Origin of the sequence: Marinobacter sp. SS13-12 (assembly GCF_030227115.1) — a bacterium.
In the GTDB taxonomy this organism is placed as follows: Bacteria; Pseudomonadota; Gammaproteobacteria; order Pseudomonadales; family Oleiphilaceae; genus Marinobacter.
Window position 1 is genome coordinate 2,348,586 of record NZ_JASSUA010000001.1, and the last position, 24,824, is coordinate 2,373,409.

A 24,824-nucleotide genomic window follows, 5' to 3' on the forward strand; every position below is an offset into this window, starting at 1 on the left:
AGTTTCTGCTTCATGGATTTTCAACGGGTTTCATATAAGCCGCGTTATTGAACAGCGCTGTACGTTCCTCAAAGGTCAGAAACGGGTCAACATCCACCTCCTCCAATGTGCCGAACAAACGTTCCGGGTCGAATGTCCATGCGCTACAACTGGTCATCAGTTCACTGCAACTGAGCAGCTGGCCAGATTCCCTGAGAAAGTATTTCAACCCTGTATAGGTGTCCGCAAGCAGCAGGTCCCGTTCAGTGTCTGTTTGCCATACCAGCAGGCTTCGGCCAATCATGTCGCCGGTCTTTCTGCCCAGGCCGGTCACGTCCAGTATTGTCGGAGGCACGTCTATCTGGGCGACGATCCGGTTCCCGGGGGCGTAGCGGGCCAGTGAATCACCATTGGGAGGCCGCACTGCCAGGACCCCGACATTGTTGTTCAGGGGCAGGGATTCCGGGTCCTTTCTGATAAAACCGCCAGATTCATCAGAGGTGAGAATGACCAGAGTGTCGTCGAGGATACCGTCGGAGGCGAGGCCATCGAGAAAACGGTTCAGTGACTCTGCCATCGTTTTCATGGCTTCTCGGCGGGCTTCCTGGGGCTCGGCGTCGGCAAGCTCTTCAAGATCCTCGGCGTCAAAGCCATCATCGGGTTTTCTCTTTCCGGTATTGAAGGGGTGGTGTGTACCTACGTTCAACAGGGTCACCATCCATGGGTCAGAGGTGGCATCAAGCCTGCGAATCCGCTTACCGATGTTGTCAAAGTACGTCGGGTCAGGAGGGCCCCAGCCTTCCACTTGCTCTCCTTCGCTGATAAAGACTTCCGCTCCGGTCACATCCTCGAACCCGACCCGTGGCATAAAATCCCCTTTTCGCATGTAGTCCAGGGGGGCGGCCTGCCAGTACGCCGTGGTATAGCCGCTGTCGAGAAGTCTTGATGGCATGCAGTCGGCACTGGCGCGGTCTTCAGCGACATCGACCATTTTTCTCGATTGCCTGCGGAAGTCCGGATACTCACCGCAGAGAATGGAAAAGGTTCCCCGGTCTGTCTGCCGTTCCATGCTCAGGGCGTTCCTGTAGATGCGGAACCCGTGCCGGTTGAGGTTCTCCTCCAGGCTGCCGAGTTTCACGGATGGGTCGAGGTTGTGATAATTGCTCACGCTTGGAAAATAGCCTGCTGACAAACCTTCAATCATGATCAGCAGGACATTGGGCGGGTTCTCCACGTAGGGAGCGGCCACCTGCTGGTGGAAAAAATTGGTGTTTTCGGGCAGGTCCTGAGCATTCTCCGCCTGCTCGCCGTCAGTGTTTGCCGCCGATGCAAAAGGGCTGACAACGGCGCCGGGAAGCTGCGAAAAGAAACTGGCAACAAGATTATTGGCAGGTGTTGTAAGGCTCTGGACGGAGGTGCCATAGACGGCTAGCACGAGAGCAGCGAATACAACCAGTCCCTTGCCGCCAGCGATAGCGGTGGGCAACAATCGGCGGTGCAGCCAGTGCAGCAGCCAGGCGAACAAAAGGTAGACCGGCAGCAGGAGAGAGTGTTTGTTGATGAGGCTCCCGGTTATAAACGTCGGATCGACACCCTTGCCGATAAGTGACAACTGGAAAAGCGTGCCATGGATGGTCAGGTGCATACCGGCCACGAAGGCTGCACAGCCGAGCAGGATTATCATCAGCCCCCTGAGGGCACCCGACGTTACACATAATAAAACGGCCAGAACCAAAGCGCCGGCAAGATCGCTCGCGAGCATGGCCGCGGGATTGGCCCAGATACCGCTCTGCAGTATGTGGCTTGCCCTTACTGCCAGCAGCCAGCAAAGTGCCAACAGCACAGTATGTGCAAAGCGCCCGGAGGTGAGCGCTGAGAAAAATGTCATAGCGTGTTCCGATGTTTGCCACGGATTCCGGCTGCCAGGGTTTTGGTGCGTGGCAACATTCCTGTAAAACAGGGTATCCCCACCGGCTGGAGGCTGGCAATGTCACGCGTGAAATATGAACCTCTGTTAATCGGGCTGGCGCTCCTGCTTTTTTTGACAGGCTGCCGGCACACCACTGAGCCCCCTGCACTGGCTATTGAACTCACCCCTGCCGAGCTGACCTGGATTGGTGATCAGGTGTTCCGGAATGAGTGTGCTGGCAGGAGAACCTGTCTGGTTCACTGGAACGAGGGAGAAGCGTTCCCCTCGTTGGGGATCGGGCATTTTATCTGGTACCCGGCCGGTGTGGATGGGCAGTTTGTAGAGAGTTTTCCTGCGCTGATCCGCTTTATGCGGGAGCAGTCTGTTCCCCTGCCCGAATGGTTGGGTCAGTTGGAGCCGTTCGATGCACCCTGGCCGGATCGTAAGGCCTTCATGCAGGCGGAAGACCTTGAAGAGCGAGATGGAAGGGTCACTTCACTGAGAGAGTTTCTGTGGGCAACCCGCGGGGTGCAGGCGGAATTCATTGTTCGTCGTGCGCGAAGTGCCCTTGAAAGGGTGGTGTCCGCGGCCCCGGAGCCTCGCCGGGCGTCACTCCGGGGCCATTTGCAGCAATTGATTGCAACCCCGGGAGGCGCCTATGCGGTGATTGATTACGTCAATTTCAAGGGTGAGGGACTGTCAGCTCAGGAAACCTACCAGGGGCAGGGCTGGGGCCTGCTTCAGGTCCTCCTCGCCATGCCCGAAAACGACGAACCTGCCCTTCAGCGTTTCCGGACGGCGGCAAATAAAACGCTCACAGGTCGCGCCGAGCTTGCTCCCCGGGCCATTGAACGCGAACGCTGGCTGCCAGGCTGGCTGGCCCGGATCGATACCTACCGCGAGCCCCGTTAGGGGCAGAGGGCAAAGCCAGGGTGCAGAAATTTCCCGGGAAAACTGGTTCATTTTCGGATCTGCTTCTACTTTATACATGAGCGTTCGGAAATACCGGCTCCGGAGCCTCTGGCACACCAGTGCCCTGATACAAGGCGCTGATTGCACAGTATTGTGGCCCGTTGGTGTTATCAAGGAATGCTCATGGAAGAACAAATATTATAAATCAGTGAGTTGGTGGGGCTGGCTTGCAAATTGCTGAAAGCCAGTTGCTCATCTAACCAACGGAATTTCGGAGAAACCAGAATGAATAATACCAAGTCGATTGCCGTCGGTGCTGTCATGCTGTGCGGCTTGTTTTCTGCTTCGGCCGCCTCCGCGGCAACCACGCTTGAAAGCGTCAAAGAAAAAGGTCATTTGCAGTGCGGTGTGACCAGTGGTCTTCCCGGCTTTTCCCAGCCAGATGACAAGGGTAACTGGACCGGTATCGACGTTGATACCTGCCGCGCTGTCGCCGCTGCGATCTTCGGTGACGCGCAAGCCGTCGAATTCACTCCGCTGACTGCCAAGGAGCGTTTTACCGCGCTGCAGTCCGGTGAGATCGACATGCTGTCGCGTAACACCACCTGGACACTGACCCGTGATGCCTCACTCGGCCTGAACTTCACCGGCACTAACTACTACGATGGCCAGGGCTTCCTGATCAAAAAGGAACTGGGTGTCAATGATGCGACTGAGCTGAACGGTGCCACCATTTGTATCCAGGCAGGCACCACCACGGAGCTGAACCTGTCCGACTACTTCCGTTCCAAGGGCATGGAATACCAGCCGATTGTTTTTGATACCTCGGAGCAGACGGTCCAGGGCTTCGCCGCCGGTCGCTGTGACGTGTTGACTTCCGACCGCTCGCAACTGGCAGCGCTGCGTTCCAAGCTGAACGATCCGAGCTCTGCCGAGATCCTGCCCAACACGATCTCCAAGGAGCCGCTAGGGCCTGTAGTCCGCCAGGGCGACGACCAATGGTTCAACATCGTCAAATGGGTTCTGTTTGCCCAGATCAACGCAGAAGAGCTGGGCATCACCAGCGACAACGTTGAAGATATGCTGAAGTCAGACAACCCGAATGTTCAGCGCCTGCTGGGTACCGATGGCGACATGGGCGCCAAGCTTGGGTTGCCGGATGATTTCGGTCACAAAGTGGTCAAGCAGGTCGGCAACTATGGCGAAATGTACGACCGTAACGTTGGCCCGGACACCCCGCTTGGGCTGGAGCGTGGTCTGAACGCGCTGTGGACTGAAGGCGGTATTATGTACGCGCCTCCGCTTCGCTAAAACCTGAAAGCGGACAGCGGGTGGGGCGGATTTTCCGCCTGCCCGCTGTTTTCGTGATTTGTTTCATCGCGGTTCAGCTTTCCGGGAAACTTCATGAAAAAACAGACTCTTGACTCAAGACCGGCAGGGCCCAAGCCCTGGTATGACCCCCGAATACGCTCCATCTTTTTCCAGTTTATCGCCATTGCCCTTGTTTTCTGGGGCGGCTGGACACTGGTCGATAACACCCTTTCGAACATGGAAAGCCGTGGCATCAGTACCGGCTTCGGATTCCTGAACGAGACCGCAGGCTTCGGCATCATCATGTCGCTGGTGCCTTATGACGCCACCATGACCTATGGCCGGACGTTTTTTGTAGGCCTCATGAATACATTGCTGGTTTCGGCAATGGGTATCGTAACCGCCACCATTCTCGGCTTTATCATTGGCGTCGCAAGGCTATCCAGCAACTGGCTTGTTGCCAAGCTCGCGCTGGTTTACATCGAAGTTATTCGCAATATTCCCCTGCTTCTGCAGATCTTTTTCTGGTATTTCGCTGTTCTCGGCAGTCTGCCTTCGCCCCGTCAGAGCGTAGAGGTGGGCGGCAGCTTTTTCCTGAATAACCGAGGGCTGTATCTGCCGGAGCCAATGACCCAGGAAGGTTTCGGCCTTGTTTGGGGCGCGGTTATCGTGGCGATTGTTGCGGTGATCGGCTTACGCACCTGGGCGAAGAAACGTCAGCTTGCCACCGGCCAGATATTCCCCACGTTCAAAGTCGGTGTCACCATTTTGTTGGCCCTGCCGATGGTGGCTTACCTGGCCGCCGGCGCGCCCCTGGAGTGGGAGTTGCCTGCCTTGAAAGGGTTCAACTTCGGTGGCGGCATCACTATCATTCCGGAGCTGGCGGCCCTGTGGATTGCGCTGTCTCTCTACACCGCAAGCTTCATTGCCGAGATCGTTCGTTCCGGCATTCTGTCGGTCAGCAAAGGGCAGACGGAAGCAGCCAAGGCGCTCGGTATACCCAACAACCTGACTTTGCGGCTGGTGGTGATCCCCCAGGCAATGCGGGTGATTATTCCTCCGCTCACCAGTCAGTATCTGAACCTGGCCAAGAACTCCTCATTGGCGACAGCGATCGGATATCCCGATCTGGTGGCTGTGTTCATGGGTACAACCCTGAATCAGACCGGCCAGGCGGTAGAAGTGGTGGCCATTACCATGGCGGTGTATCTCACCATCAGTCTGACCATTTCTCTGGTTATGAACATCTATAACCGGGCTGTAGCGATTAAGGAGCGATGATGACTGAGTCAACGATCAGGCCGCCAAAAATTGCGATCAGCCCCGTCGCCTGGATGCGCCAGAACCTGTTCTCAAGCTGGTACAACAGCCTGCTGACCCTGGTGGTAGGCTATCTGGTGGTGACCAGTGTGGGCCCGCTTTTCAGCTGGCTGTTTTTTGAGGCGACCTTTCAGGGAACCGATTCGAGCGACTGCACCGGCACAGGTGCCTGCTGGTTGTTTATCAACGAACGACTGAACTTCTTTATCTACGGATTCTACCCCAATGACCTCCAGTGGCGGGTCGACACGATGTTTGTGCTGCTGGCCGTGTGCTTTATCCCCCAGTTCATTGAGCGCTTTCCCGGGCGCAAGTGGTTCGGGCTGTTCGGCCTCACCGGCCTGCCGGTTGTCGGCTACTTTCTGATTCCCGGTGGCAACTTTGGGCTGGAAGTGGTGGAGAGCAGCAAATGGGGTGGCCTGATGCTGACACTGATCCTGGCGTATATCGGGATCATTGCCTCTCTGCCCATTGGCATAGTGCTGGCATTGGGGCGGCGTTCGGAGATGCCGATTATCCGCGGCATTTGCGTGGTGTTTATCGAGGTCTGGCGGGCCGTGCCATTGATTACTGTGCTGTTCATGGCATCGGTTATGTTGCCGCTGTTTTTGCCCGAGGGCATGAATTTCGAAAAGCTGATGCGGGCGCTGATCGGTATCACACTCTGGCAGTCGGCTTACATGGCGGAAGTGATCCGTGGTGGTCTTCAGGCTATCCCGCGAGGGCAGTATGAAGCCGCGGACGCACTCGGGCTGGGCTACTGGAAAAAGACAGGGCTAATCATTCTGCCTCAGGCGCTGAAAATGGTCATTCCCGGCATCGTCAATACCTTCATTTCACTTTTCAAGGACACCACGCTGGTGCTGATTATCGGCCTGTTCGACATTCTCGGTACTGTGCAGTCCACGATTACGGATCCGGCCTGGCAGAACGTCGCGATAGAGGGCTACGTGTTTGTGGCTTTCTGTTTCTGGATATTCTGCTTCGGCATATCCCGCTACAGTCAGAACCTTGAACGCAAACTAGACACCGGTCACAAGACCTGATGGGTAACACTATGACAGAACAAACCCAGGCAACGGGTTCGCCGAATTCCGTTCCAAGTCAGAAAGACGATAGTTCCGCTATTATCCGGGTTGAGGGGATGAACAAATGGTACGGAGATTTCCACGTACTGAAGGATCTGAACCTCAATGTCCGCCAGGGCGAGCGCATTGTTATCTGTGGCCCGTCCGGGTCCGGAAAGTCGACGTTCATCCGCTGTATCAACCGGTTGGAGGAGCATCAGAAGGGCAGGATTGTCGTGGATAACATCGAGCTGACCAACGATATCCGCCACATCGATACCGTGCGGCGCGAGGTTGGCATGGTGTTCCAGCACTTCAATCTGTTCCCACACCTGACGGTACTGGAGAACTGCTGCCTGTCACCTATCTGGGTTCGAAAAACCCCGAGAAAAGAGGCGGAAGAAGCGGCCATGGAGTATCTGGAGCGGGTCAAGATTCCGGATCAGGCCAACAAGTTTCCCGGGCAGTTGTCCGGTGGCCAGCAGCAGCGGGTGGCCATTGCCCGGGCACTGTGCATGAAGCCGAAGATCATGCTCTTTGACGAGCCCACGTCAGCGCTGGATCCGGAAATGATCAAGGAAGTGCTTGATGTAATGATCGAGCTTGCAGGCAGCGGCATGACCATGATCTGCGTAACCCACGAAATGGGCTTTGCGAAGACCGTGGCAGACCGGGTGATTTTCATGGACGGCGGCGAGATTGTGGAAGAGGCACCTCCCCACGAATTTTTCACGAACCCACAGGAGCCGAGAACCCGGCAGTTTCTGGAACAGATTCTGCAGCATTAACCTGGGGCTGGGTTTGGAGGCTGGCCATGGGGCGGGGTGCCTTTTCTGCCGGGAACAAAGGTGTCTGAGCGCAGCGAGTTCTTTTTCCCAGAAGAAAAGGCACCCCGCCCCATAGCCGAGTTCCAGCTATAGGGGAGAAGCCTTTGTTTATAGGAGGTGCTTTTTGAGGGTTGGTGGTTGGTCTGGAGTGACCTCCAGCCACCAGACGTTCTCATCCCAGTCCCCCAGTACGATACGTGTTGCAGGCTTACCGTTGGCTTCAAGCTCGTGAACTGCGGGGCGATGGGTATGGCCGTGGATCAGGCGCTGTACGCCGTAGGCTTCCATCTCCTTCACCACCTCGTCCGGGGTGACATCCATGATGAACTCTTCCTTGCCCTTGTTCTTGGCCATGCTGATTTCCCGCAGCTGGCGGGCCATCTGCTGACGTTCGGCCAGGGGCCGCTGGAGGATCATCTGCTGCCATTGGGGGTTACGCATGTTGGTGCGGAACTTCTGGTATTCCACATCGGCGGTGCACAGGCTGTCGCCATGCATCAGCAGGGTGGGTGTGCCGTACAGGTCAACCACCATGGGGTCATCCAGCAGGGTGGCACCGATACGGCTGCAGTAGTCCTCGCCAATCAGGAAATCCCGGTTGCCATGCATCAGGAACAGTTCCGTGCCGGATCCCGTTACCGCTCGCAGGGCTTCCGCTATCTCTTCCTGTAATGGCGTTCGTTCGTCGTCACCAATCCAGGCTTCAAAAAAATCCCCCAGGATGTAGAGCTTCTCCACACCAAGGGCCTTTTCCTCCAGAAATGCGAGGAACGCGCTGGTAATGTCCGGCCGGGATTCTTCCAGATGAAGATCAGAGATGAACAGCGTGGTCACGCCGCGCCTCCGTCCTCTACAACTTCGGCTTTTTCAATCACCACGTCGTCGGCGGGGACGTCCTGATGACCTGAGCGCATGGTGGTGCGTACGCCGCGAATGGCGTTGACCGTGTCCATGCCTTCGACAACCTTACCGAATACACAGTAACCCCAGCCTTCAGCATTCTGGGCGGTATGATCCAGGAATCCGTTGTTCTCGACGTTGATGAAGAACTGCGCGGTAGCGGAGTGGGGGTCCATGGTGCGGGCCATGGCAACCGTACCCTGCATGTTGCTCAGGCCGTTGTTGGCTTCATTTCTGATGGGCTCGCGGGTTTTCCGCGGCGTCATGCCCGGTTCAAAGCCACCGCCCTGAACCATGAAGTTGCTGATAACACGGTGGAAAATCAGGCCGTCGTAAAAGCCGTCGCGAACATACTGCTCAAAGTTTTTGGCCGTCTCCGGGGCGTTGTCGTAATCCAGTTCCAGTTTGATATCACCGTGGGAGGTTTTCAGCAGAATCATCAGGGTTTCCTGTTTGAATGGGTATAGAAAGCAACGTTGGGGCTATTGTACTGAAGAGTTTGTTTGCGTGCATGAGTTAGGCAATGATTTGTGAGTATAATACGCGGTTTCAGACCCACACCCTATGATTGAGATTGTATGAGCGCCGAGTCCAAGAAAGCCCATAACTTCATCCAGAGCCTGATTGAAGACGCGATCGCCAAAGGCGAGCACACAGGCAAGGTGGTGACGCGATTTCCGCCGGAGCCCAACGGTTACCTGCATATTGGCCACGCCAAGTCGATCTGTCTTAACTTCGGTATTGCCGAAACGTTCGATGGGGTGTGTACCCTGCGATTTGACGATACCAATCCGGAAAAGGAATCCCAGGAGTACATCGACGCTATCAAGCAGGATGTCCAGTGGCTGGGCTACGAGTGGGCCGGCGAGGTACGTTACGCCTCGGATTATTTCGACGCCATCTACGAGTTTGCCGTTGAGCTGATCGAAAAGGGCAAAGCCTATGTGTGTGCGCTGGCCGCCGACCAGATGGCCGAGTACCGTGGCACCCTGAAAGAGCCCGGGCAGAACAGCCCCTACCGCGACCGCCCGGTGGAAGAAAACCTGCAACTGTTCCGCGACATGCGCGATGGCAAGTACCAGAACGGTGAGCTGGTGCTGCGCGCCAAGATCGACATGGCTTCCCCGAACATCAACCTTCGGGACCCGATCCTGTATCGGATTCGCTACGCTGACCACCACCAGACCGGCGACAAGTGGTGCATCTACCCGATGTACGACTTTACCCATCCGATTTCCGACGCCATGGAGGGAATCACCCACTCCCTGTGCACCCTGGAATTCGAGGACCATCGCCCGCTGTACGACTGGGTACTGGAAAACATCTCGGCTCCCTGTCAGCCAAGGCAGATCGAATTCGCCCGGCTTAACCTGAACTACACCATCACCAGCAAACGCAAGCTCAGGCGCCTGGTGGATGAAGGTTTCGTGGACGGCTGGAACGACCCGCGCATGCCCACCATTTCCGGCATGCGCCGCCGTGGTTATACCCCGGAATCCATTCGCACCTTCTGCGACATGATTGGCGTTAACAAGGCTGGCGGCACCGTGGATATGGGTATGCTGGAGCATGCCATCCGCGAAGACCTCAACACCCGTGCGCCGCGCGCCATGTGTGTTATGCGCCCGCTGAAGGTTACGCTGACCAATTACCCGGAAGACAAGACTGAAACCCTGGTGTTACCGGTTCATCCCCAGAATCCGGACATGGGCGAGCGGGAAGTGACCTGGAGCCAGACCCTGTACATCGACCAGGAAGACTTCGCCGAAGAGCCGCCCCGCAAGTGGAAGCGTTTGGCCCCGGATCAGGCAGTGCGCCTGCGTGGTGGGTATGTCATGACCTGTCGTGAGGTTATTCGTGATGAGGCTGGTGAGATCGTTGAGCTTAAATGTGAGTACGATCCGAGCACTTTGGGTGTGAATCCCGAAGGCTACAAACCTAATGGCGTCGTTCACTGGGTATCAGCGACAGATAGCGTTGAGACCGACATCAATCAGTACGACCGTCTGTTCAATCACGAGTCGCCGGATAGTGACAAAGAAACTGACTTCGTTGACTCCATCAATCCCGAGTCATTGGTCGTTCTGAAAGGCGCCAGGGTAGAGAAGAGCCTGGCCACGCCCCGGACAGACCTGCCATACCAGTTCGAGCGGGAAGGCTACTTCTTCTGTGATGAAGAATCGACTGCCGCTTCAGGTCGCCCGGTCTTCAACCGCACAGTGACCCTCAGGGATTCCTGGGGCAAGGGTAAATAAGGTTAGTCCGTCGAACATCGGTAATACATTCATTTGAACTTTTAACGAGCGTAGCGTGATTAGAATCTACAACACTCTTAGTCAACAGAAGGAAGAGTTCAAACCTATCGAACCCGGGAAGGTTCGCATGTATGTCTGTGGTATGACGGTCTACGATTACTGTCACCTTGGACATGCGAGGGTTTTGGTGGCGTTTGATGTGATCACGCGGTATTTACGTCACAGCGGGTACGACGTTCACTACGTGCGCAACATCACCGATATAGACGACAAGATCCTCCGTCGCGCTGACGAGAATGGTGAAATCTATAGTGATCTCACCAAGCGCATGATCAAGGCCATGCACGAGGATGAGGCCAAGCTCGGTGTTTTGTCACCGACGGAAGAGCCCTGTGCCACAGATTACATTGATGACATCGTCGCTATGATCCACAAGCTTGTTTCCAGCGGTCATGCCTATGCCGCAGATAACGGTGACGTGTACTTTTCGGTTGAGTCCTACCCGGACTACGGCAAGCTCAGCAAGAAAAAGCTGGAGGATCTGGTGGCAGGTGCCCGGGTGGATGTTCAGGAAGCCAAGCGCAGCCCGGCTGACTTTGTGCTGTGGAAGGCCGCCAAGCCCGGTGAGGTGAGTTGGCCTTCGCCGTGGGGCGACGGCCGGCCGGGCTGGCATATTGAGTGTTCAGCCATGTCCAACCGCTGCCTGGGAGAAACCTTCGATATTCACGGTGGCGGGCCAGACCTGCTGTTTCCGCATCATGAAAACGAAATTGCCCAGTCCGAGTGCGCCAACGGCCACACCTTTGTGAACACCTGGATGCACGCGGGCGCCATTCGGGTGAATAAGGAAAAAATGTCCAAGTCCCTGGGCAATTTCTTTACCATCCGCGAGATCTTTGAAAAATATGCGCCGGAAGTGGTGCGCTACTTCCTGGTTTCCAGCCATTACCGCAGCCAGGTGGATTACTCGGAAGAGAATCTGGCGGAAGCGGGGCGAACACTCACCAAGTTGTATCATGCCCTGCGAGGCCTGGTGCCGGCCAAGGATGTGGCGGAAACCGAACATGACCGGCGCTTCGCCGAGGCCATGGACGATGACTTCAACACCGCAGGCGCCATTGCGGTGCTTCATGCTGTGGCCAATGAGATCAATCAGCACCGACGGGAAGGGCATGACAAGGAGGCCAATGAACAGGCGGCCGTGCTCGTGAGGCTTGGCGGTGTTCTCGGGCTGTTGCAGCAGGACCCGGAAGCCTTCTTCCAGGCCGATACCGGGGGAGAGCTCAGTGCCGACGACATCGAGGCCATGATCCAGGCCAGGGCCGATGCGCGGAAGCAGAAGGATTTCGCAGAAGCGGACCGTATCCGCGATGAACTGGTGGATAAAGGCATTATTCTTGATGACAGCCGTGAGGGAACCAGCTGGCGCCGCGGATGAGATAATCCATAGGTCGGGTTGTAGGCGCAGGAATGACCTTGTAGGGAATTTCCCGTACAATACGGCCCTCGAATTATAACGGCCCTTCCGGGGAAACCCGCCGAAAGGGCAGGGAATACAGTAACCCACTGAGGCAAACAACGATGACAGAACGCGTACAAGTCGGCGGCCTTCAGGTCGCAAAGAACCTGTTCGATTTCGTTAATAATGAAGCGATTCCGGGCACCGGTGTCGACGCTGACAAGTTCTGGGGCGAGTTCGACAAGATCGTTCACGAACTGGCACCCCGCAACAAAGAACTGCTTGCCAAGCGCGATGCCATCCAGGAAAAGATGGACACATGGAACCGCGACCATAAAGGTCAGAAGCTCGACATGGCCGAGTACAAGTCGTTCCTGAAAGACATCGGCTACCTGGTCGACGAGCCGGGTGACTTCAAGATTTCCACCTCGAACGTGGATCCCGAAGTGGCCACCATGGCCGGTCCCCAGCTTGTGGTTCCGGTAATGAACGCCCGTTTTGCCCTGAACGCTGCCAATGCCCGTTGGGGTAGCCTGTACGATGCGCTTTACGGCACCGATGCCATTTCCGAGGAAGACGGCGCCGAGAAGGGCCGTGGCTACAATCCGGTACGTGGCGCCAGGGTTATCGAATTCGCCCGTAATCTGCTGGACAGCTCTGCACCATTGGCTTCCGGTAGTCATAAGGATGCTGCACAGTACCTGGTTGAGGGCGGCAAGCTGGTGGTCAAGCTGCAAAACGGCGAATCCACTGGTCTGAAAGACGAGGCTGGTTTCGTTGGTTATACCGGTGCAGCGAATGCACCCACCGGCGTGCTGTTGGTCAAGAACGGCATGCACTTCGAAATCCAGATCGATGCCAGCGATCCGATCGGCAAAGATGACGGTGCCCACGTCAAAGACGTTCTGATGGAGTCCGCCCTGACAACCATCATGGACTGTGAAGACTCCGTTGCCGCCGTTGATGCAGACGACAAGGCGCTGGCCTATCGTAATTGGCTTGGCCTGATGAAGGGCGACCTGGAGGAGACCTTCGAGAAAGGCGGGCAGCAAATGACCCGCAAGATGCACGAGGACCGTACCTACAGCAAACCTGGCGGTGGTGAACTGGTACTGAAAGGCCGCAGCCTGATGTTTGTGCGCAATGTCGGCCACCTGATGACCAACCCGGCCATTCTGCTGAAAGACGGCAGCGAAGTGCCGGAAGGTCTGATGGATGGCCTGCTGACTTCGCTGATCGCGATCCATGACCTGAAGGGCACCGGTAAACTCCAGAACAGTACCACCGGTTCCGTTTACATCGTCAAGCCGAAGATGCACGGTCCGGAAGAAGTGGCGTTCACCAATGAATTTTTCGGTCGCGTGGAAGACGCCCTTGGCCTGCCGGCCTTTACCCTGAAAGTCGGCATTATGGACGAGGAGCGTCGCACGACGGTGAACCTCAAGTCCTGTATCCATGCCGCGAAAGAGCGTGCCGTGTTTATCAACACCGGCTTCCTGGATCGCACGGGTGACGAAATCCACACCTCCATGGAGCTGGGTCCGTTTATTCGCAAGGGCCCGATGAAGCAGGCCGCGTGGATCCAGGCCTACGAGCAGTGGAACGTGGACATTGGCCTGGAAACCGGGTTCCGTGGTGTTGCCCAGATCGGTAAAGGCATGTGGGCCATGCCGGACCTGATGGCAGGCATGCTGGAAGCCAAGATTGGCCACCCGAAAGCCGGCGCCAATACCGCCTGGGTACCATCACCCACGGCTGCCACCCTGCACGCCACCCACTACCACCAGGTCAGCGTTGCGGATATTCAGAAGGAGCTGGAAAGCCGCGCCCGCGCCAATCTGGACGATATCCTGACCGTTCCGGTTATGGATGATCCAAAGTCCCTGTCGGCGGACGAAATCCAGCAGGAGCTGGATAACAACGCCCAGGGTATTCTTGGTTACGTGGTGCGCTGGATCGACAGCGGTGTTGGCTGCTCCAAGGTTCCCGACATCAACGATGTGGGCCTGATGGAAGACCGGGCAACGCTGCGTATCGCCTCGCAGTTGCTGACCAACTGGCTCTATCATGGCATCTGCACTGAAGAGCAGATTCACGAGACCATGAAGCGCATGGCTGCGGTGGTAGACCGCCAGAATGCCAACGACCCGTCGTACCGCGCCATGGCGCCTGAGTTCGATGGCAGCATCGCCTTCCAGGCCGCCATGGACCTGGTGCTCAAGGGCCGCGAGCAGCCGAATGGCTATACCGAGCCGCTTCTGCACGCCTATCGCCTGAAGGCGAAAGAGAAATACGGGCAGTAAACGCCTGGCCATCAAAAAACCCCGCAGTTGCGGGGTTTTTTGTGGGTGGAAGTTTCTGGCTTGGGTGGTTGGCTGGTGTCGGATTACGGCTTCGCCTAATCCGACCTACATGTGCAAGCTCCAGGGTACCCCGTAGGTCGGATTAGGCCCGAAAGGGCCGTAATCCGACAACCCAATTCAATCCTTGTGCAACTCATTCGCCGCGTACAACGTATTCTGCAACAACGTCGCAATCGTCATCGGTCCCACACCCCCGGGAACCGGCGTAATATACGCCGCCCGTTCTGAAGCAGCCGCAAAATCAACATCGCCGCGCAGTTTGCCGTCTTCCATCCGGTTGATGCCAACATCAATCACCGTTGCCCCGGGCTTGACCCATTCGCCTTTGATCAGCCCCGGTTTGCCAACCGCAGCAATCAGGATGTCTGCTTCTCTCACGAACTTTTCCAGGTCATCGGTAAAGCGGTGGCATACGGTAACGGTGGCGCCCTTGAGCAGTAGCTCCATCGTCATCGGACGGCCAACGATATTCGACGCACCCACTATAACCGCGTGCTGACCCTTGTAAGGGGTATCAATGCTGTCCAGCAGGGTGATGACGCCAGCTGGTGTACAGGGCCTCAGGGCGGGTTTGCGTTGCACCAGGCGGCCGATGTTGTAGGGGTGGAAGCCATCCACATCTTTATCCGGGCGGATTTTCACCAAAATGGGGTCCGCGTCCATATGGGCTGGCAGCGGAAGCTGTACCAGGATGCCGTCCACATCCGGGTTCTCATTGAGCTCGTCGACCAGGGCTTCCAGAGCCTCCTGGGAGGTGTCTTCCGGCAGGTCGTAGGAGAGCGACATGATGCCCGCTTCGTCACAGGCCTTGCGCTTGTTGCCTACATATACATGCGAGGCTGGGTCGTTGCCCACCAGCACCACAGCCAGTCCGGGAGCACGAAGCCCCTGCTGTTTCCGGGCTTCTGTTCCTGCCGCAACTTGCTGTCGCACCGTGGCGGCGATTTCTTTTCCGTTAATCAGTTTGGCGCTCATGTCTTTGTCTTGTCGGTTGTGCGAAAATAAAGGCGTCGCATTGTCTCATGCTTGGCGCCTGCCGCCAATCAGAGGGCGAAAAGCCAAAATGCGTGTTGACGGACCGGTTCGGCGCCGGTAATATGCGCGCCAACTTTGCTGAGGTATCTGTTGTTCAGTTCAGACGGGGTATAGCGCAGTCTGGTAGCGCGCCTGCTTTGGGAGCAGGATGTCGGGAGTTCGAATCTCTCTACCCCGACCACTTTCTGAATGTTCAGGTGGGCGAACGGTTTATGCGCCCGTAGCTCAGCTGGATAGAGCATCGGCCTTCTAAGCCGGTGGTCGCAGGTTCGAGTCCTGCCGGGCGCGCCATACCGCAGACGGTTTGATCCGTCCCGGAGACACCGAATCAGCAAAGTTAATTTGGAGTATTTGTCGGGCCCTGCCTGACGGTAGTCTGGATGTGGTGGACGTAGCTCAGTTGGTAGAGCTCAGGATTGTGACTCCTGCGGTCGAGGGTTCGATCCCCTTCGTCCACCCCAATTTTTCCCCGATGATTCACGGTTGATTTCCGCACCCGCGGAGTTCTACGCTTGTGTTCAAGCCTGTGGATTCGCGCATCGTGTGCGAGCGTGGCGGAACTGGTAGACGCGCTGGATTTAGGTTCCAGTGGGGCAACCCGTGAGAGTTCGAGTCTCTCCGCTCGCACCATTATTTTCTTGTCGGTTGTTTCTCTTTGTTCTTTCCCTGATCTGTCTGTGACCTGTTCCTGAAAAGAGCCTGCACCGGGTGATTCTCTCGGCATGGCAAACCGTGATAAACTACCCGCTTTTAAATTTGCGTCCTTTTCCGGGAATTCGCCCTGAATCGGATTTTTGGTTTTATTTTCATTCACATACCGAACCTGTAATTTGAGGATCTTCCATGCAAGTGTCTGTTGAAACGACCTCCAACATCGAACGTCGGATGACGATTGGTGTGCCCGCCCAGGAAATCGACCAGGCGGTCCAGAAACGCCTGCAGGAAACCGCACGCACAGTGAAAATGAACGGTTTCCGTCCGGGCAAGGTGCCCATGAGTGTGGTGAAGCGTCGTTTCGGTGACAGCGTCCGCCAGGAAATTGTTGGCGAGGTCATGCGTGACAACTACATCAAGGCGCTGCAGGAGCAGGACATCAATCCGGCGGGCTGGCCGAAGTTCGAACCAAAGACCATGGAAGAGGGCAAAGACCTCGAGTTCGTGGCTATTTTTGAAGTGCTGCCGGAAGTAGAGCTGGGTGATTTCAGCAAGATTTCCGTTGAAAAGCCGAAGGCCGAGATTACCGAGAAAGACGTCGACACCATGATCGACAACCTGCGTCGTCAGCAGGCCACCATGAAATCCGTCAAGCGCAAGTCCAAGAACAAGGACGTCGTGCTCATTGATTTCAAAGGTTTCGTTGACGGTGAAGAGTTCGAAGGTGGCGCTGCCGAGAACCACAAGCTGACCCTGGGCTCAGGCCAGATGATTCCCGGCTTCGAGAAGGGCATCGTTGGCGGCAAGGCCGGCGAAGAGCTGGAGATCGAGGTGACCTTCCCGGAGGACTACCAGAACGAAGAGCTGGCGGGCAAGCCGGCGAAGTTCGAGATCAAGATTCACGAGGTTCAGGAACCGCAGTTGCCGGAGCTGGACACCGAGTTCTTCAAGAAGTTCGGTATCGACGCTGAAGACGAAGCCGCGTTCCGTGAAGAAGTTCAGAAGAATATGGAACGGGAGCTCAAGCAGGCTGTCTCCAATAAGGTCAAGAACGACGTTGTTGACGGGCTTCTGGAAAGCACTGAGCTGGAAGTGCCCACAGCCCTGGTAGACCAGGAAATTGATCGTCTGCGTCAGGACGCAGTACAGCGTTTTGGCGGCCAGATTGATCCGCAGCAACTGCCGAAAGAGATTTTCGAAGAGCAGGCTCGTCGCCGCGTGAAAACCGGTCTGCTGTTCCAGGAAGTGGTCAAGCAGAATGACCTGAAGGCAGATCCTGCTAAAGTGGATGAAAAGATCCAGGAAATCGCGTCAACGTATGAACAGCCTGAAGAGGTTGTGGCGCACTTCAACAGCAATCCGGAGCAGAAACAGCAGATCGAATCGTCTGTTCTTGAGGATGCGGTTGTTGATCTGGTACTGGATAAGGCCCAGGTCAAGGAGAAGAAGCTCAAGTACGAAGAGGCTATTCAGGCCGGCCAGCAGCAGCAAGGTTAAAAACTGTGGGGGCATTCATAATGTCCCTTGCAGGCCTGACAGGGAAAACAGCCGGCACGTCCGGCTGTTTTCATCTTGGCCCGGTGCTGGCAAAGTAACGCAATGCGAAGCCGAGTTATAAAGCTGTGGCGGACACACGCCACTCTATATTGTCCAGAAGGAGTTCACGCGCATCATGACGCAGAAACCAATTGATGGTCCCGCAATGGTTACCAATTCCGGCCTGGTGCCAATCGTTATCGAGCAGACCGCAAGAGGCGAGCGCTCTTTCGATATCTTCTCTCGTCTGCTGAAAGAACGGGTAATCTTTCTGGTGGGTCCGGTTGAGGATCACATGGCGAACCTGATTGTGGCCCAGTTGCTGTTCCTTGAATCGGAGAATCCCGACAAGGACATCCACCTGTACATCAACAGCCCGGGTGGTTCCGTTACCGCCGGTATGTCCATCTACGACACCATGCAGTTTATCAAGCCCGATGTGGCTACCCTGTGTGTCGGCCAGGCCGCCAGTATGGGTGCTTTCCTGTTGGCGGGTGGCGCTGAAGGCAAGCGCGCCTGTCTGCCCAATTCCCGGGTGATGATCCACCAGCCGCTGGGCGGCTATCAGGGCCAGGCGACGGATATCGAGATCCACACCCGCGAGATTCTGAAGATTCGCCACACTCTGAATTCCATCCTCGCCCACCATACCGGGCAAGACATGGAGACCATCGCCAGAGACACGGACCGTGATAATTTTATGGATCCGCAGCAGGCGAAGGACTATGGCCTGATTGATTCTATACTTGATAAGCGTGTACCGAATAAATAATACTGAAGGTAATCGCAACATTCCCTGCCGGCGTATTGAAGTGACTGCGTCGGTAAACCAAGCTCAGAGGTATTTCAATGGCAGATGAAAGAAACGGCAGAGGCGACGATAACGGCAAGTTGCTGTACTGCTCGTTTTGTGGAAAGAGCCAGCATGAAGTCCGTAAGCTCATTGCAGGGCCTTCGGTGTTCATCTGCGACGAGTGCGTCGACCTGTGCAACGATATTATCCGGGAAGAAATCCAGGAAAATGCCCAGGAAGAAGCAAGCGATCGTCTTCCGACACCCGCCGAAATCCGCGATACACTCAACGAGTACGTGATTGGTCAGGATCGAGCCAAAGTGGTGCTTTCTGTAGCGGTGTATAACCACTACAAGCGCTTGCGTTATGGCGAGGGCAAGGCCGAGGTAGAGCTTGGCAAGAGTAACATTCTGCTGATCGGTCCCACCGGCAGCGGTAAGACTCTGCTTGCCGAGACGCTGGCACGCATGCTGAATGTTCCCTTCACCATTGCCGATGCCACCACGCTTACCGAAGCGGGCTATGTCGGTGAGGACGTTGAGAACATCATCCAGAAGCTTCTGCAGAAATGCGATTACGACGTCGATAAGGCCCAGCGTGGCATTGTCTACATTGACGAAATTGACAAGATTTCCCGTAAGTCCGACAACCCGTCTATTACCAGGGATGTATCCGGTGAAGGCGTGCAGCAGGCCCTGCTCAAGCTGATTGAGGGTACAGTGGCCTCGGTTCCGCCCCAGGGCGGGCGCAAGCACCCGCAACAGGAATTCCTGCAGGTGGACACTGGCAATATGCTGTTCATATGCGGTGGTGCTTTTGCGGGTCTGGACAAGGTGATCCAGGAGCGTTCTGATCGAAGCAGTATCGGGTTTTCGGCAACCGTCAAAAGCCCCGAAGACGTCAAGAACACCGGTGACATTATCAAGGACGTGGAAACGGAAGATCTGGTCAAATATGGCCTGATTCCCGAGTTCGTCGGCCGCCTGCCGGTTGTGGCGACACTGACGGAACTGGACGAGGAAGCGCTTGTCCAGATTCTGACAGAGCCCAAGAACGCTCTTACCAAGCAGTACCAGAAACTGTTTGATATGGAAGGCGTGGAGCTCGACTTCCGTGAGGACGCCCTGCGCGCGGTAGCCCGCAAGGCAATGGCGCGGAAAACCGGCGCCCGGGGCTTGCGCTCCATCATGGAAGCAACACTGCTCGACACCATGTATCAGATTCCATCTGAGCATGACGTTTCCAAGGTGGTCATTGACGAGAGTGTCATCAACGGTCAGTCCGAACCGTTCAAGATCTATGACAGTAGTGATCACGCCAAGGCGGTTCCTGAGGACTGAGTGTCCGGGCTGTTCATATGGAAAAGGGCGGCGACGCCCTTTTTTTATGCCCGGAGTACACCGGCAGGACCCGCATCCGAACTGTAAAAAGATTGCAATTTTTGCGGTCGCCCCAATGAAGGGTGATATGCTGAAATAAATATCATCAGAGGATTTTCTATGACCCTGATACCTGAAGAATCTGTGCAAGAATACCCGTTGTTGCCGCTGAGAGACGTGGTGGTGTTCCCGCACATGGTGGTGCCGCTGTTTGTGGGCCGTGAAAAGTCCATACAGGCGTTGGAAGCGGCCATGGAGGGCAACAAGGAAATCCTGCTGGTTGCCCAGAGAGACGCTTCCACAGACGAACCCGGCCCCGATGACGTATTTGCCATGGGCACCGTGGCCACGGTGCTGCAAATGCTCCGGCTGCCGGACGGAACCGTCAAGGTTCTGGTGGAAGGTAATGCCCGTGCAACCATCACCAACATTGACGACGGTGAGTACCTGGCCGGCAAGGCCATGCTGATGGATGAGGATTCCCTGCCTGCACGGGAAGAGGAAGTGCTGGTCAAAACCCTGATGGATGAGTTCGAGAAGTACGTCAAACTCTCCAGGAAGGTACCTTCGGAAGTTTCCAATGCTCTCACCGGCATCACCGAACTTGAGCGCCTGGCCGATACCATGGCGGCTCACCTCGAACTGAAGATTCCAGAGAAACAGGAGCTGCTGGAAGCGCTGGAAATCCGTCAGCGTGTGGACCTGTTGCTGGGCAAGCTCGATGGCGAAATCGACCTGATCGAGGTTGAGAAGCGCATCCGTGGCCGCGTCAAGAAGCAGATGGAGCGCAGCCAGCGGGAGTATTACCTCAACGAACAGATGAAGGCCATCCAGAAGGAAATGGGTAGCCTGGGTGAGGGCAACAACGACTTCGAAGAGCTCGAGCAGAAGCTGGAAGAAGCCGGCCTGCCGGAAGAGGCCCGCAAGAAGACCGAGGCGGAGCTTAACAAGCTCAAGATGATGTCTCCGATGTCGGCAGAGGCTACGGTGGTTCGTGGCTACATTGACTGGATGCTGGCCATTCCCTGGAAGAAGCGCAGCCGCGTTCGCCACGACATCGAGAAAGCCCGTGACATTCTGGATGAAGATCACTACGGCCTGGATGAGGTCAAGAAACGTATCCTTGAGTATCTGGCGGTCCAGAGCCGGGTGAAAAAGGTAAAAGGTCCCGTGCTGTGCCTGGTAGGCCCGCCTGGTGTGGGTAAAACCTCCCTGGGGCAGTCCATTGCCCGTGCCACCAACCGCAAGTACACCCGCATGGCACTCGGTGGCGTACGCGATGAAGCGGAAATCCGCGGTCACCGCAAGACCTACATCGGGGCGCTGCCGGGCAAGCTGTTGCAGAAGCTGTCCAAGGTGGGCGTGAAGAACCCGCTGTTTCTGTTCGATGAAATCGACAAGATGGGTATGGACCATCGTGGCGACCCGGCGTCGGCACTGTTGGAAGTGCTGGATCCGGAACAGAACCACACCTTCAACGACCATTACCTGGAAGTGGACTACGACCTCTCGGACGTGATGTTTGTGTGCACGTCGAATTCCATGGACATTCCGCCGGCCCTGCTGGACCGCATGGAAATCATCCGTATTCCGGGGTACACCGAAGACGAGAAAGTCAATATTGCGCTCAAGTATCTGTTGCCGAAACAGATCAAGGCCAATGGCCTGCGCAAGAACGAACTGGAAATACCGCAGGAAACACTCCGCGACCTGATTCGCTACTACACCCGTGAGGCGGGCGTACGTGGCCTGGAGCGGGAGATTGCCAAGCTCTGCCGCAAGGTGGTGCGTGATCACGTAGAAAGCGGCGACAAGGCCTCTGTGACCCTCACGCCGGAGATGCTCGAGGATTACTCGGGTGTGAAGAAATTCAAATATGGTCTGGCCGAGGAGAAGAACCAGGTCGGGCAGGTAACCGGTCTGGCCTGGACCCAGGTCGGTGGCGAACTGCTGACCCTGGAATGTGCATTAACCAAGGGCAAGGGCAGGGTCATCAAGACCGGCTCCCTGGGTGATGTCATGCAGGAGTCAATTCAGGCCGCATTAACGGTGGTCAGAAGCCGTGCGCTCGGCCTTGGTATCAGTGACGATTTCCATGAAAAGCACGACCTTCACGTTCACGTGCCGGAAGGGGCAACGCCAAAAGATGGTCCCAGCGCCGGTGTTGGCATGTGTACCGCGCTGGTTTCTGCATTGACCCAGATTCCGGTTCGGGCGGACGTGGCCATGACCGGTGAGATCACTCTCAGGGGGCGTGTCCTGCCTATCGGAGGACTCAAGGAAAAGCTGTTGGCGGCTCATCGTGGCGGCATCAAGACAGTGATCATACCGGATGAAAACGCCCGTGATCTCAAGGAGATACCGGACAACATCAAGGAATCCCTGGAGATACGTCCGGTCAAGTGGATCGATGAAGTTCTGGACATCGCGCTTGCCTATCCACCGGAACCACTGACCGAAGATTCGTCGTCGAAAAAGGCTTCCGGCACGCCCAGGGATGACGACGGCGAAGCGGCAGAGCGCATAAATACACATTAAACACACCGCCTGTTGTTGACATGCGAGAGAGCCCATTGGTATAACTGTTTCGCCGTGAAGCAGCCAATATCAAGGGCTCCCGCGCAGTTAATGCCTATTCCGTACACCGGTTAGTAGCCGCAAGGAATAAAAAAAGTGAAGAATGGAATTCTCTGACCGCTTATGCGATAGTCGGGAACGTCCAGGAAACAACAAACCAACCTATAACATCTTCAACCTGAAATCGAAGGGGTTTAGTGTGAACAAGTCCGAACTGATCGATGCAATTGCAGAATCCGCAGATATCTCCAAAGCCGCCGCTGGCCGTGCTCTGGATGCCATGACCACCTCCATTACCGGCGCCCTCAAAAAAGGCGATCAGGTAACGCTGATTGGTTTTGGTACTTTCTCTGTTAAAGAGCGTGCCGCTCGTACTGGCCGTAACCCGCAGACAGGTGCCGAGATCAAGATTCCGGCCTCCAAAGTGCCTGGGTTCAAGGCAGGTAAGGCCCTGAAAGACGCCGTAAAGTAACGGCAGCTTTCATTTGGCAGCGCCCGGAATGACGGGGGTTGCCGGAGCGGTTGGCCCGGTGGCAATACCGCAGTCAGCCAGCTCCGATGAATTCAAGGCGCATTCCTGAATGAATGCGCCTTTTTACGTTAAGAGACCCTTACAGACATTGATCAGGGATCCGGGAGAAACATGCTTCAAGATATTCGGGATAATGCCCAGGGCACCATTGCCAAAGTTATTATTGGCCTTCTGATTGTTTCACTTTCGATCTGGGGAATGGACGCGATTGTCGGCGGTTTCTCCGGCGAGCCCGAGGTTGCCACAGTCAACGGAGATGATATTACAGAGCGGGAATTTCTGCGCGTTGTCCAGATTGAAAGCCAGCGCCGCCTGTCGGAAATGGATAATCCCGACCCCTCCCTGCTTGATGAAGACCAGATTCGACGTGACGTGCTGGAGTCGCTGATCCAGGAAAAGGTCATGATCCAGGATGCCGGGAATCAGGGCCTGGAACTTTCGGATCAGGACATCGACTCTCTGATCACCCAGATGCCCCAGTTCCAGGTGGACGGGTCCTTTAATCGTGACCGGTTCGTGGCAACGGTCCGGAATTTGGGCATGGGCGTTGGCGAGTTCCGGGAAACCATGCGTAAGCAGTACGTGGTAAACCAGATTCGTGCGGGCATAGCCCAGAGCGGCATCGTGGCAAAGGAACACGTAGCCCAGTTGCTGCGCATTCAGAACCAGACACGTGATTTCCGTATGGTGACACTCGCTGAGGACACGGTGAGTGACCAGGTTGAGGTTACAGAGGCCGAGATCGAAGCTTACTACCAGGATAACCAGGACGCGTTCCAGCAGCCTGAAAGAGTCGATGCCCAATACATTGCCTTGTCACGGGAAACGCTTGCAGAAATGGTCGATGTCAGCGAAGACGAACTTCGTGACTATTACCAGGAGCGTTCATCGGAACTTGCCAGGGAGGAGCGTCGTGCAGCCCACATCCTGATTGAAGATGGTGAAGACGCCGAGGAAACCATGTCGACCATTCAGGAGCGGCTGTCAGCAGGAGAAGATTTCTCCGAACTGGCGGAAGAATATTCCGTGGATACCGTTTCGGCCGAAGAGGGTGGTGACCTTGGCTTTGCCGGGCGAGGAGTATATGACGAAGCCTTCGAAGAAGCCCTGTTCCAGCTCGAGAAGGGAGAAGTCTCCGAGCCGGTTTCCACCAGCTTCGGTATCCACCTGATCAAGTTGCTGGATGTGCAGAAGTCCGAAGTACCACCTCTGGAGGAGCTGGAAGACGAGCTTCGCAGGGAGCTCGCTCGCAGCAGGGCCGAAGAACGCTTTGCCGAAGTTCGCACGGAACTTGCTGATCTGGCTTATGCCGCTGACGATCTGGATGGTCCGGCGCAGGATCTTGGCCTGGAAGTGCGGGAGAAGAGCAATATTACCCGTGACGGTGGCGAGGCGCCATTTGATCACCAGGGGTTGGTGCGCCAGTTGTTCTCGGAAGATGTTCTGCAGGATGGCTTCAATACCGAACTGATTGATGTCGGCGATAATATGTCAGTGGTTGCCAGGGTGGCCCGCTACCAGGAAGCCCAACAACAACCTCTGGACGAAGTGTCTGACGAGATCCGTGCGGCACTGACCCGCCAGAAGACCCGCGAAGCGCTGGACCAACGCGCAGAAACCATTATCTCGGAGCTGGAATCCGGCAAGGATCTTCAGGAGATGGGCATCGGGGAATGGCAGTCCTATGACGACCAGCCGAGAAACAACCCCACTGTGGGTGGTGCTGTCATGTCCGGAGTGTTTTCTCTCCAGCGGCCTGAAGGTGACGAAGCGGTCTATGGCTCGGTCATGTCCGGAAACGGCGTGGCAATTATTGCCCTTGAAGCCGTCAATGAAGGGAACGTAAACCGCGAGGGGGCCGAGTTCAGCCAGCTACGCACCTTCCTGGCTTCCCTGGAAGGCCAGCGAGAGTATCAGGCATACCAGCAGTACCTTCGGGAGCGCGCTGAAGTAGAGCGCCAGTAAACAAAAAAGGCACCCGTCAAAGGGTGCCTCGGTATGATGCTGAGTTGGGCC

Annotated in this window: 18 protein-coding genes and 4 tRNA genes; 18 read left to right on the top strand and 4 right to left on the bottom strand. The window is 56.1% G+C overall.

Annotated elements, in window-relative coordinates; translation table 11 throughout:
- Nucleotides 1–10: 10 nt before the first annotated feature.
- On the bottom strand, nt 11–1,867 hold the full coding sequence (locus QPL94_RS10785; protein ID WP_285357283.1) for an LTA synthase family protein: 1,857 nt from the start codon (nt 1,865–1,867) through the stop codon (nt 11–13).
- A 99-nt stretch (nt 1,868–1,966) separates the two neighbouring features.
- Between QPL94_RS10785 and QPL94_RS10790 the strand changes: the two genes are divergently transcribed.
- The 5 genes from QPL94_RS10790 (at nt 1,967) to QPL94_RS10810 (ending at nt 7,286) form a co-directional block, all read left to right on the top strand.
- Nucleotides 1,967–2,800: a hypothetical protein gene (locus tag QPL94_RS10790; protein WP_285357285.1), complete on the top strand. Its 834-nt coding sequence runs from the start codon at nt 1,967–1,969 to the stop codon at nt 2,798–2,800.
- Between the two features lie 285 nt (nt 2,801–3,085).
- Entirely contained in the window at nt 3,086–4,111 is a 1,026-nt protein-coding gene (locus QPL94_RS10795) for an amino acid ABC transporter substrate-binding protein (RefSeq protein WP_502881519.1), read from the top strand.
- Between the two features lie 93 nt (nt 4,112–4,204).
- The gene (locus tag QPL94_RS10800) at nt 4,205–5,392 is read left to right on the top strand and encodes an amino acid ABC transporter permease (protein ID WP_285357286.1); all 1,188 of its coding nucleotides are present in this window, start codon (nt 4,205–4,207) and stop codon (nt 5,390–5,392) included.
- Nucleotides 5,392–6,477, top strand: a complete 1,086-nt coding sequence (locus tag QPL94_RS10805) for an amino acid ABC transporter permease (protein ID WP_285357288.1) — start codon at nt 5,392–5,394, stop codon at nt 6,475–6,477. The genes QPL94_RS10800 and QPL94_RS10805 overlap by 1 nt, the downstream gene beginning before the upstream one ends.
- 98 nt (nt 6,478–6,575) lie before the next feature.
- Complete coding sequence (locus QPL94_RS10810) at nt 6,576–7,286, top strand: amino acid ABC transporter ATP-binding protein (RefSeq protein ID WP_206077305.1); 711 nt, start codon at nt 6,576–6,578, stop codon at nt 7,284–7,286.
- Nucleotides 7,287–7,433: 147 nt separating this feature from the next.
- Here the strand turns inward: QPL94_RS10810 and QPL94_RS10815 are convergent, their stop codons facing one another.
- Together QPL94_RS10815 and QPL94_RS10820 are read right to left on the bottom strand one after the other, a co-directional pair.
- Complete coding sequence (locus QPL94_RS10815) at nt 7,434–8,159, bottom strand: UDP-2,3-diacylglucosamine diphosphatase (protein WP_285357289.1); 726 nt, start codon at nt 8,157–8,159, stop codon at nt 7,434–7,436.
- Nucleotides 8,156–8,665 carry a peptidylprolyl isomerase gene (locus QPL94_RS10820; RefSeq protein WP_285357290.1) on the bottom strand — a complete coding sequence of 170 codons (510 nt, stop codon included), beginning with the start codon at nt 8,663–8,665 and terminating at the stop codon, nt 8,156–8,158. Before QPL94_RS10820 ends, QPL94_RS10815 begins: the two co-directional genes overlap by 4 nt.
- Before the next feature lie 138 nt (nt 8,666–8,803).
- On the opposite strand from QPL94_RS10820, the gene QPL94_RS10825 reads away from it, so the two are divergent.
- The 3 genes from QPL94_RS10825 to QPL94_RS10835 all read left to right on the top strand — a co-directional run bounded on the left by QPL94_RS10825 (nt 8,804) and on the right by QPL94_RS10835 (nt 14,242).
- Nucleotides 8,804–10,480 carry a glutamine--tRNA ligase/YqeY domain fusion protein gene (locus QPL94_RS10825; protein ID WP_285357291.1) on the top strand — a complete coding sequence of 559 codons (1,677 nt, stop codon included), beginning with the start codon at nt 8,804–8,806 and terminating at the stop codon, nt 10,478–10,480.
- A 55-nt stretch (nt 10,481–10,535) separates the two neighbouring features.
- The gene (gene cysS, locus QPL94_RS10830; protein ID WP_285357292.1) at nt 10,536–11,918 is read left to right on the top strand and encodes a cysteine--tRNA ligase; all 1,383 of its coding nucleotides are present in this window, start codon (nt 10,536–10,538) and stop codon (nt 11,916–11,918) included.
- Between the two features lie 143 nt (nt 11,919–12,061).
- Nucleotides 12,062–14,242 carry a malate synthase G gene (locus QPL94_RS10835; RefSeq protein ID WP_285357293.1) on the top strand — a complete coding sequence of 727 codons (2,181 nt, stop codon included), beginning with the start codon at nt 12,062–12,064 and terminating at the stop codon, nt 14,240–14,242.
- Nucleotides 14,243–14,419: 177 nt separating this feature from the next.
- On the opposite strand, the gene folD is transcribed toward QPL94_RS10835, so the two are convergent.
- Nucleotides 14,420–15,277, bottom strand: a complete 858-nt coding sequence (folD, locus tag QPL94_RS10840; RefSeq protein ID WP_285357294.1) for a bifunctional methylenetetrahydrofolate dehydrogenase/methenyltetrahydrofolate cyclohydrolase FolD — start codon at nt 15,275–15,277, stop codon at nt 14,420–14,422.
- A gap of 164 nt (nt 15,278–15,441) precedes the next feature.
- Here folD and QPL94_RS10845 point away from each other — a divergent pair.
- From QPL94_RS10845 to QPL94_RS10890, 10 genes are all read left to right on the top strand, one after another.
- A tRNA-Pro gene (locus QPL94_RS10845) sits at nt 15,442–15,518 on the top strand.
- Nucleotides 15,519–15,551: 33 nt separating this feature from the next.
- A tRNA-Arg gene (locus QPL94_RS10850) sits at nt 15,552–15,628 on the top strand.
- A 94-nt stretch (nt 15,629–15,722) separates the two neighbouring features.
- A tRNA-His gene (locus QPL94_RS10855) sits at nt 15,723–15,798 on the top strand.
- Nucleotides 15,799–15,882: 84 nt separating this feature from the next.
- Nucleotides 15,883–15,967 (top strand) — tRNA-Leu (locus QPL94_RS10860).
- A gap of 213 nt (nt 15,968–16,180) precedes the next feature.
- Nucleotides 16,181–17,488, top strand: coding sequence for a trigger factor (gene tig, locus QPL94_RS10865; protein ID WP_285357295.1), 1,308 nt, complete (start codon nt 16,181–16,183; stop codon nt 17,486–17,488).
- 175 nt (nt 17,489–17,663) lie between these two features.
- On the top strand, nt 17,664–18,299 hold the full coding sequence (gene clpP / locus QPL94_RS10870; protein WP_285357296.1) for an ATP-dependent Clp endopeptidase proteolytic subunit ClpP: 636 nt from the start codon (nt 17,664–17,666) through the stop codon (nt 18,297–18,299).
- Nucleotides 18,300–18,376: 77 nt separating this feature from the next.
- On the top strand, nt 18,377–19,660 hold the full coding sequence (gene clpX, locus QPL94_RS10875; RefSeq protein ID WP_285357297.1) for an ATP-dependent Clp protease ATP-binding subunit ClpX: 1,284 nt from the start codon (nt 18,377–18,379) through the stop codon (nt 19,658–19,660).
- Between the two features lie 159 nt (nt 19,661–19,819).
- Nucleotides 19,820–22,237, top strand: a complete 2,418-nt coding sequence (gene lon, locus QPL94_RS10880) for an endopeptidase La (RefSeq protein WP_137434834.1) — start codon at nt 19,820–19,822, stop codon at nt 22,235–22,237.
- A gap of 238 nt (nt 22,238–22,475) precedes the next feature.
- Nucleotides 22,476–22,748: a non-specific DNA-binding protein Hbs gene (gene hbs / locus QPL94_RS10885; RefSeq protein ID WP_027832426.1), complete on the top strand. Its 273-nt coding sequence runs from the start codon at nt 22,476–22,478 to the stop codon at nt 22,746–22,748.
- Between the two features lie 171 nt (nt 22,749–22,919).
- Nucleotides 22,920–24,773, top strand: coding sequence for a SurA N-terminal domain-containing protein (locus tag QPL94_RS10890; RefSeq protein ID WP_285357298.1), 1,854 nt, complete (start codon nt 22,920–22,922; stop codon nt 24,771–24,773).
- Nucleotides 24,774–24,824: the final 51 nt, after the last annotated feature.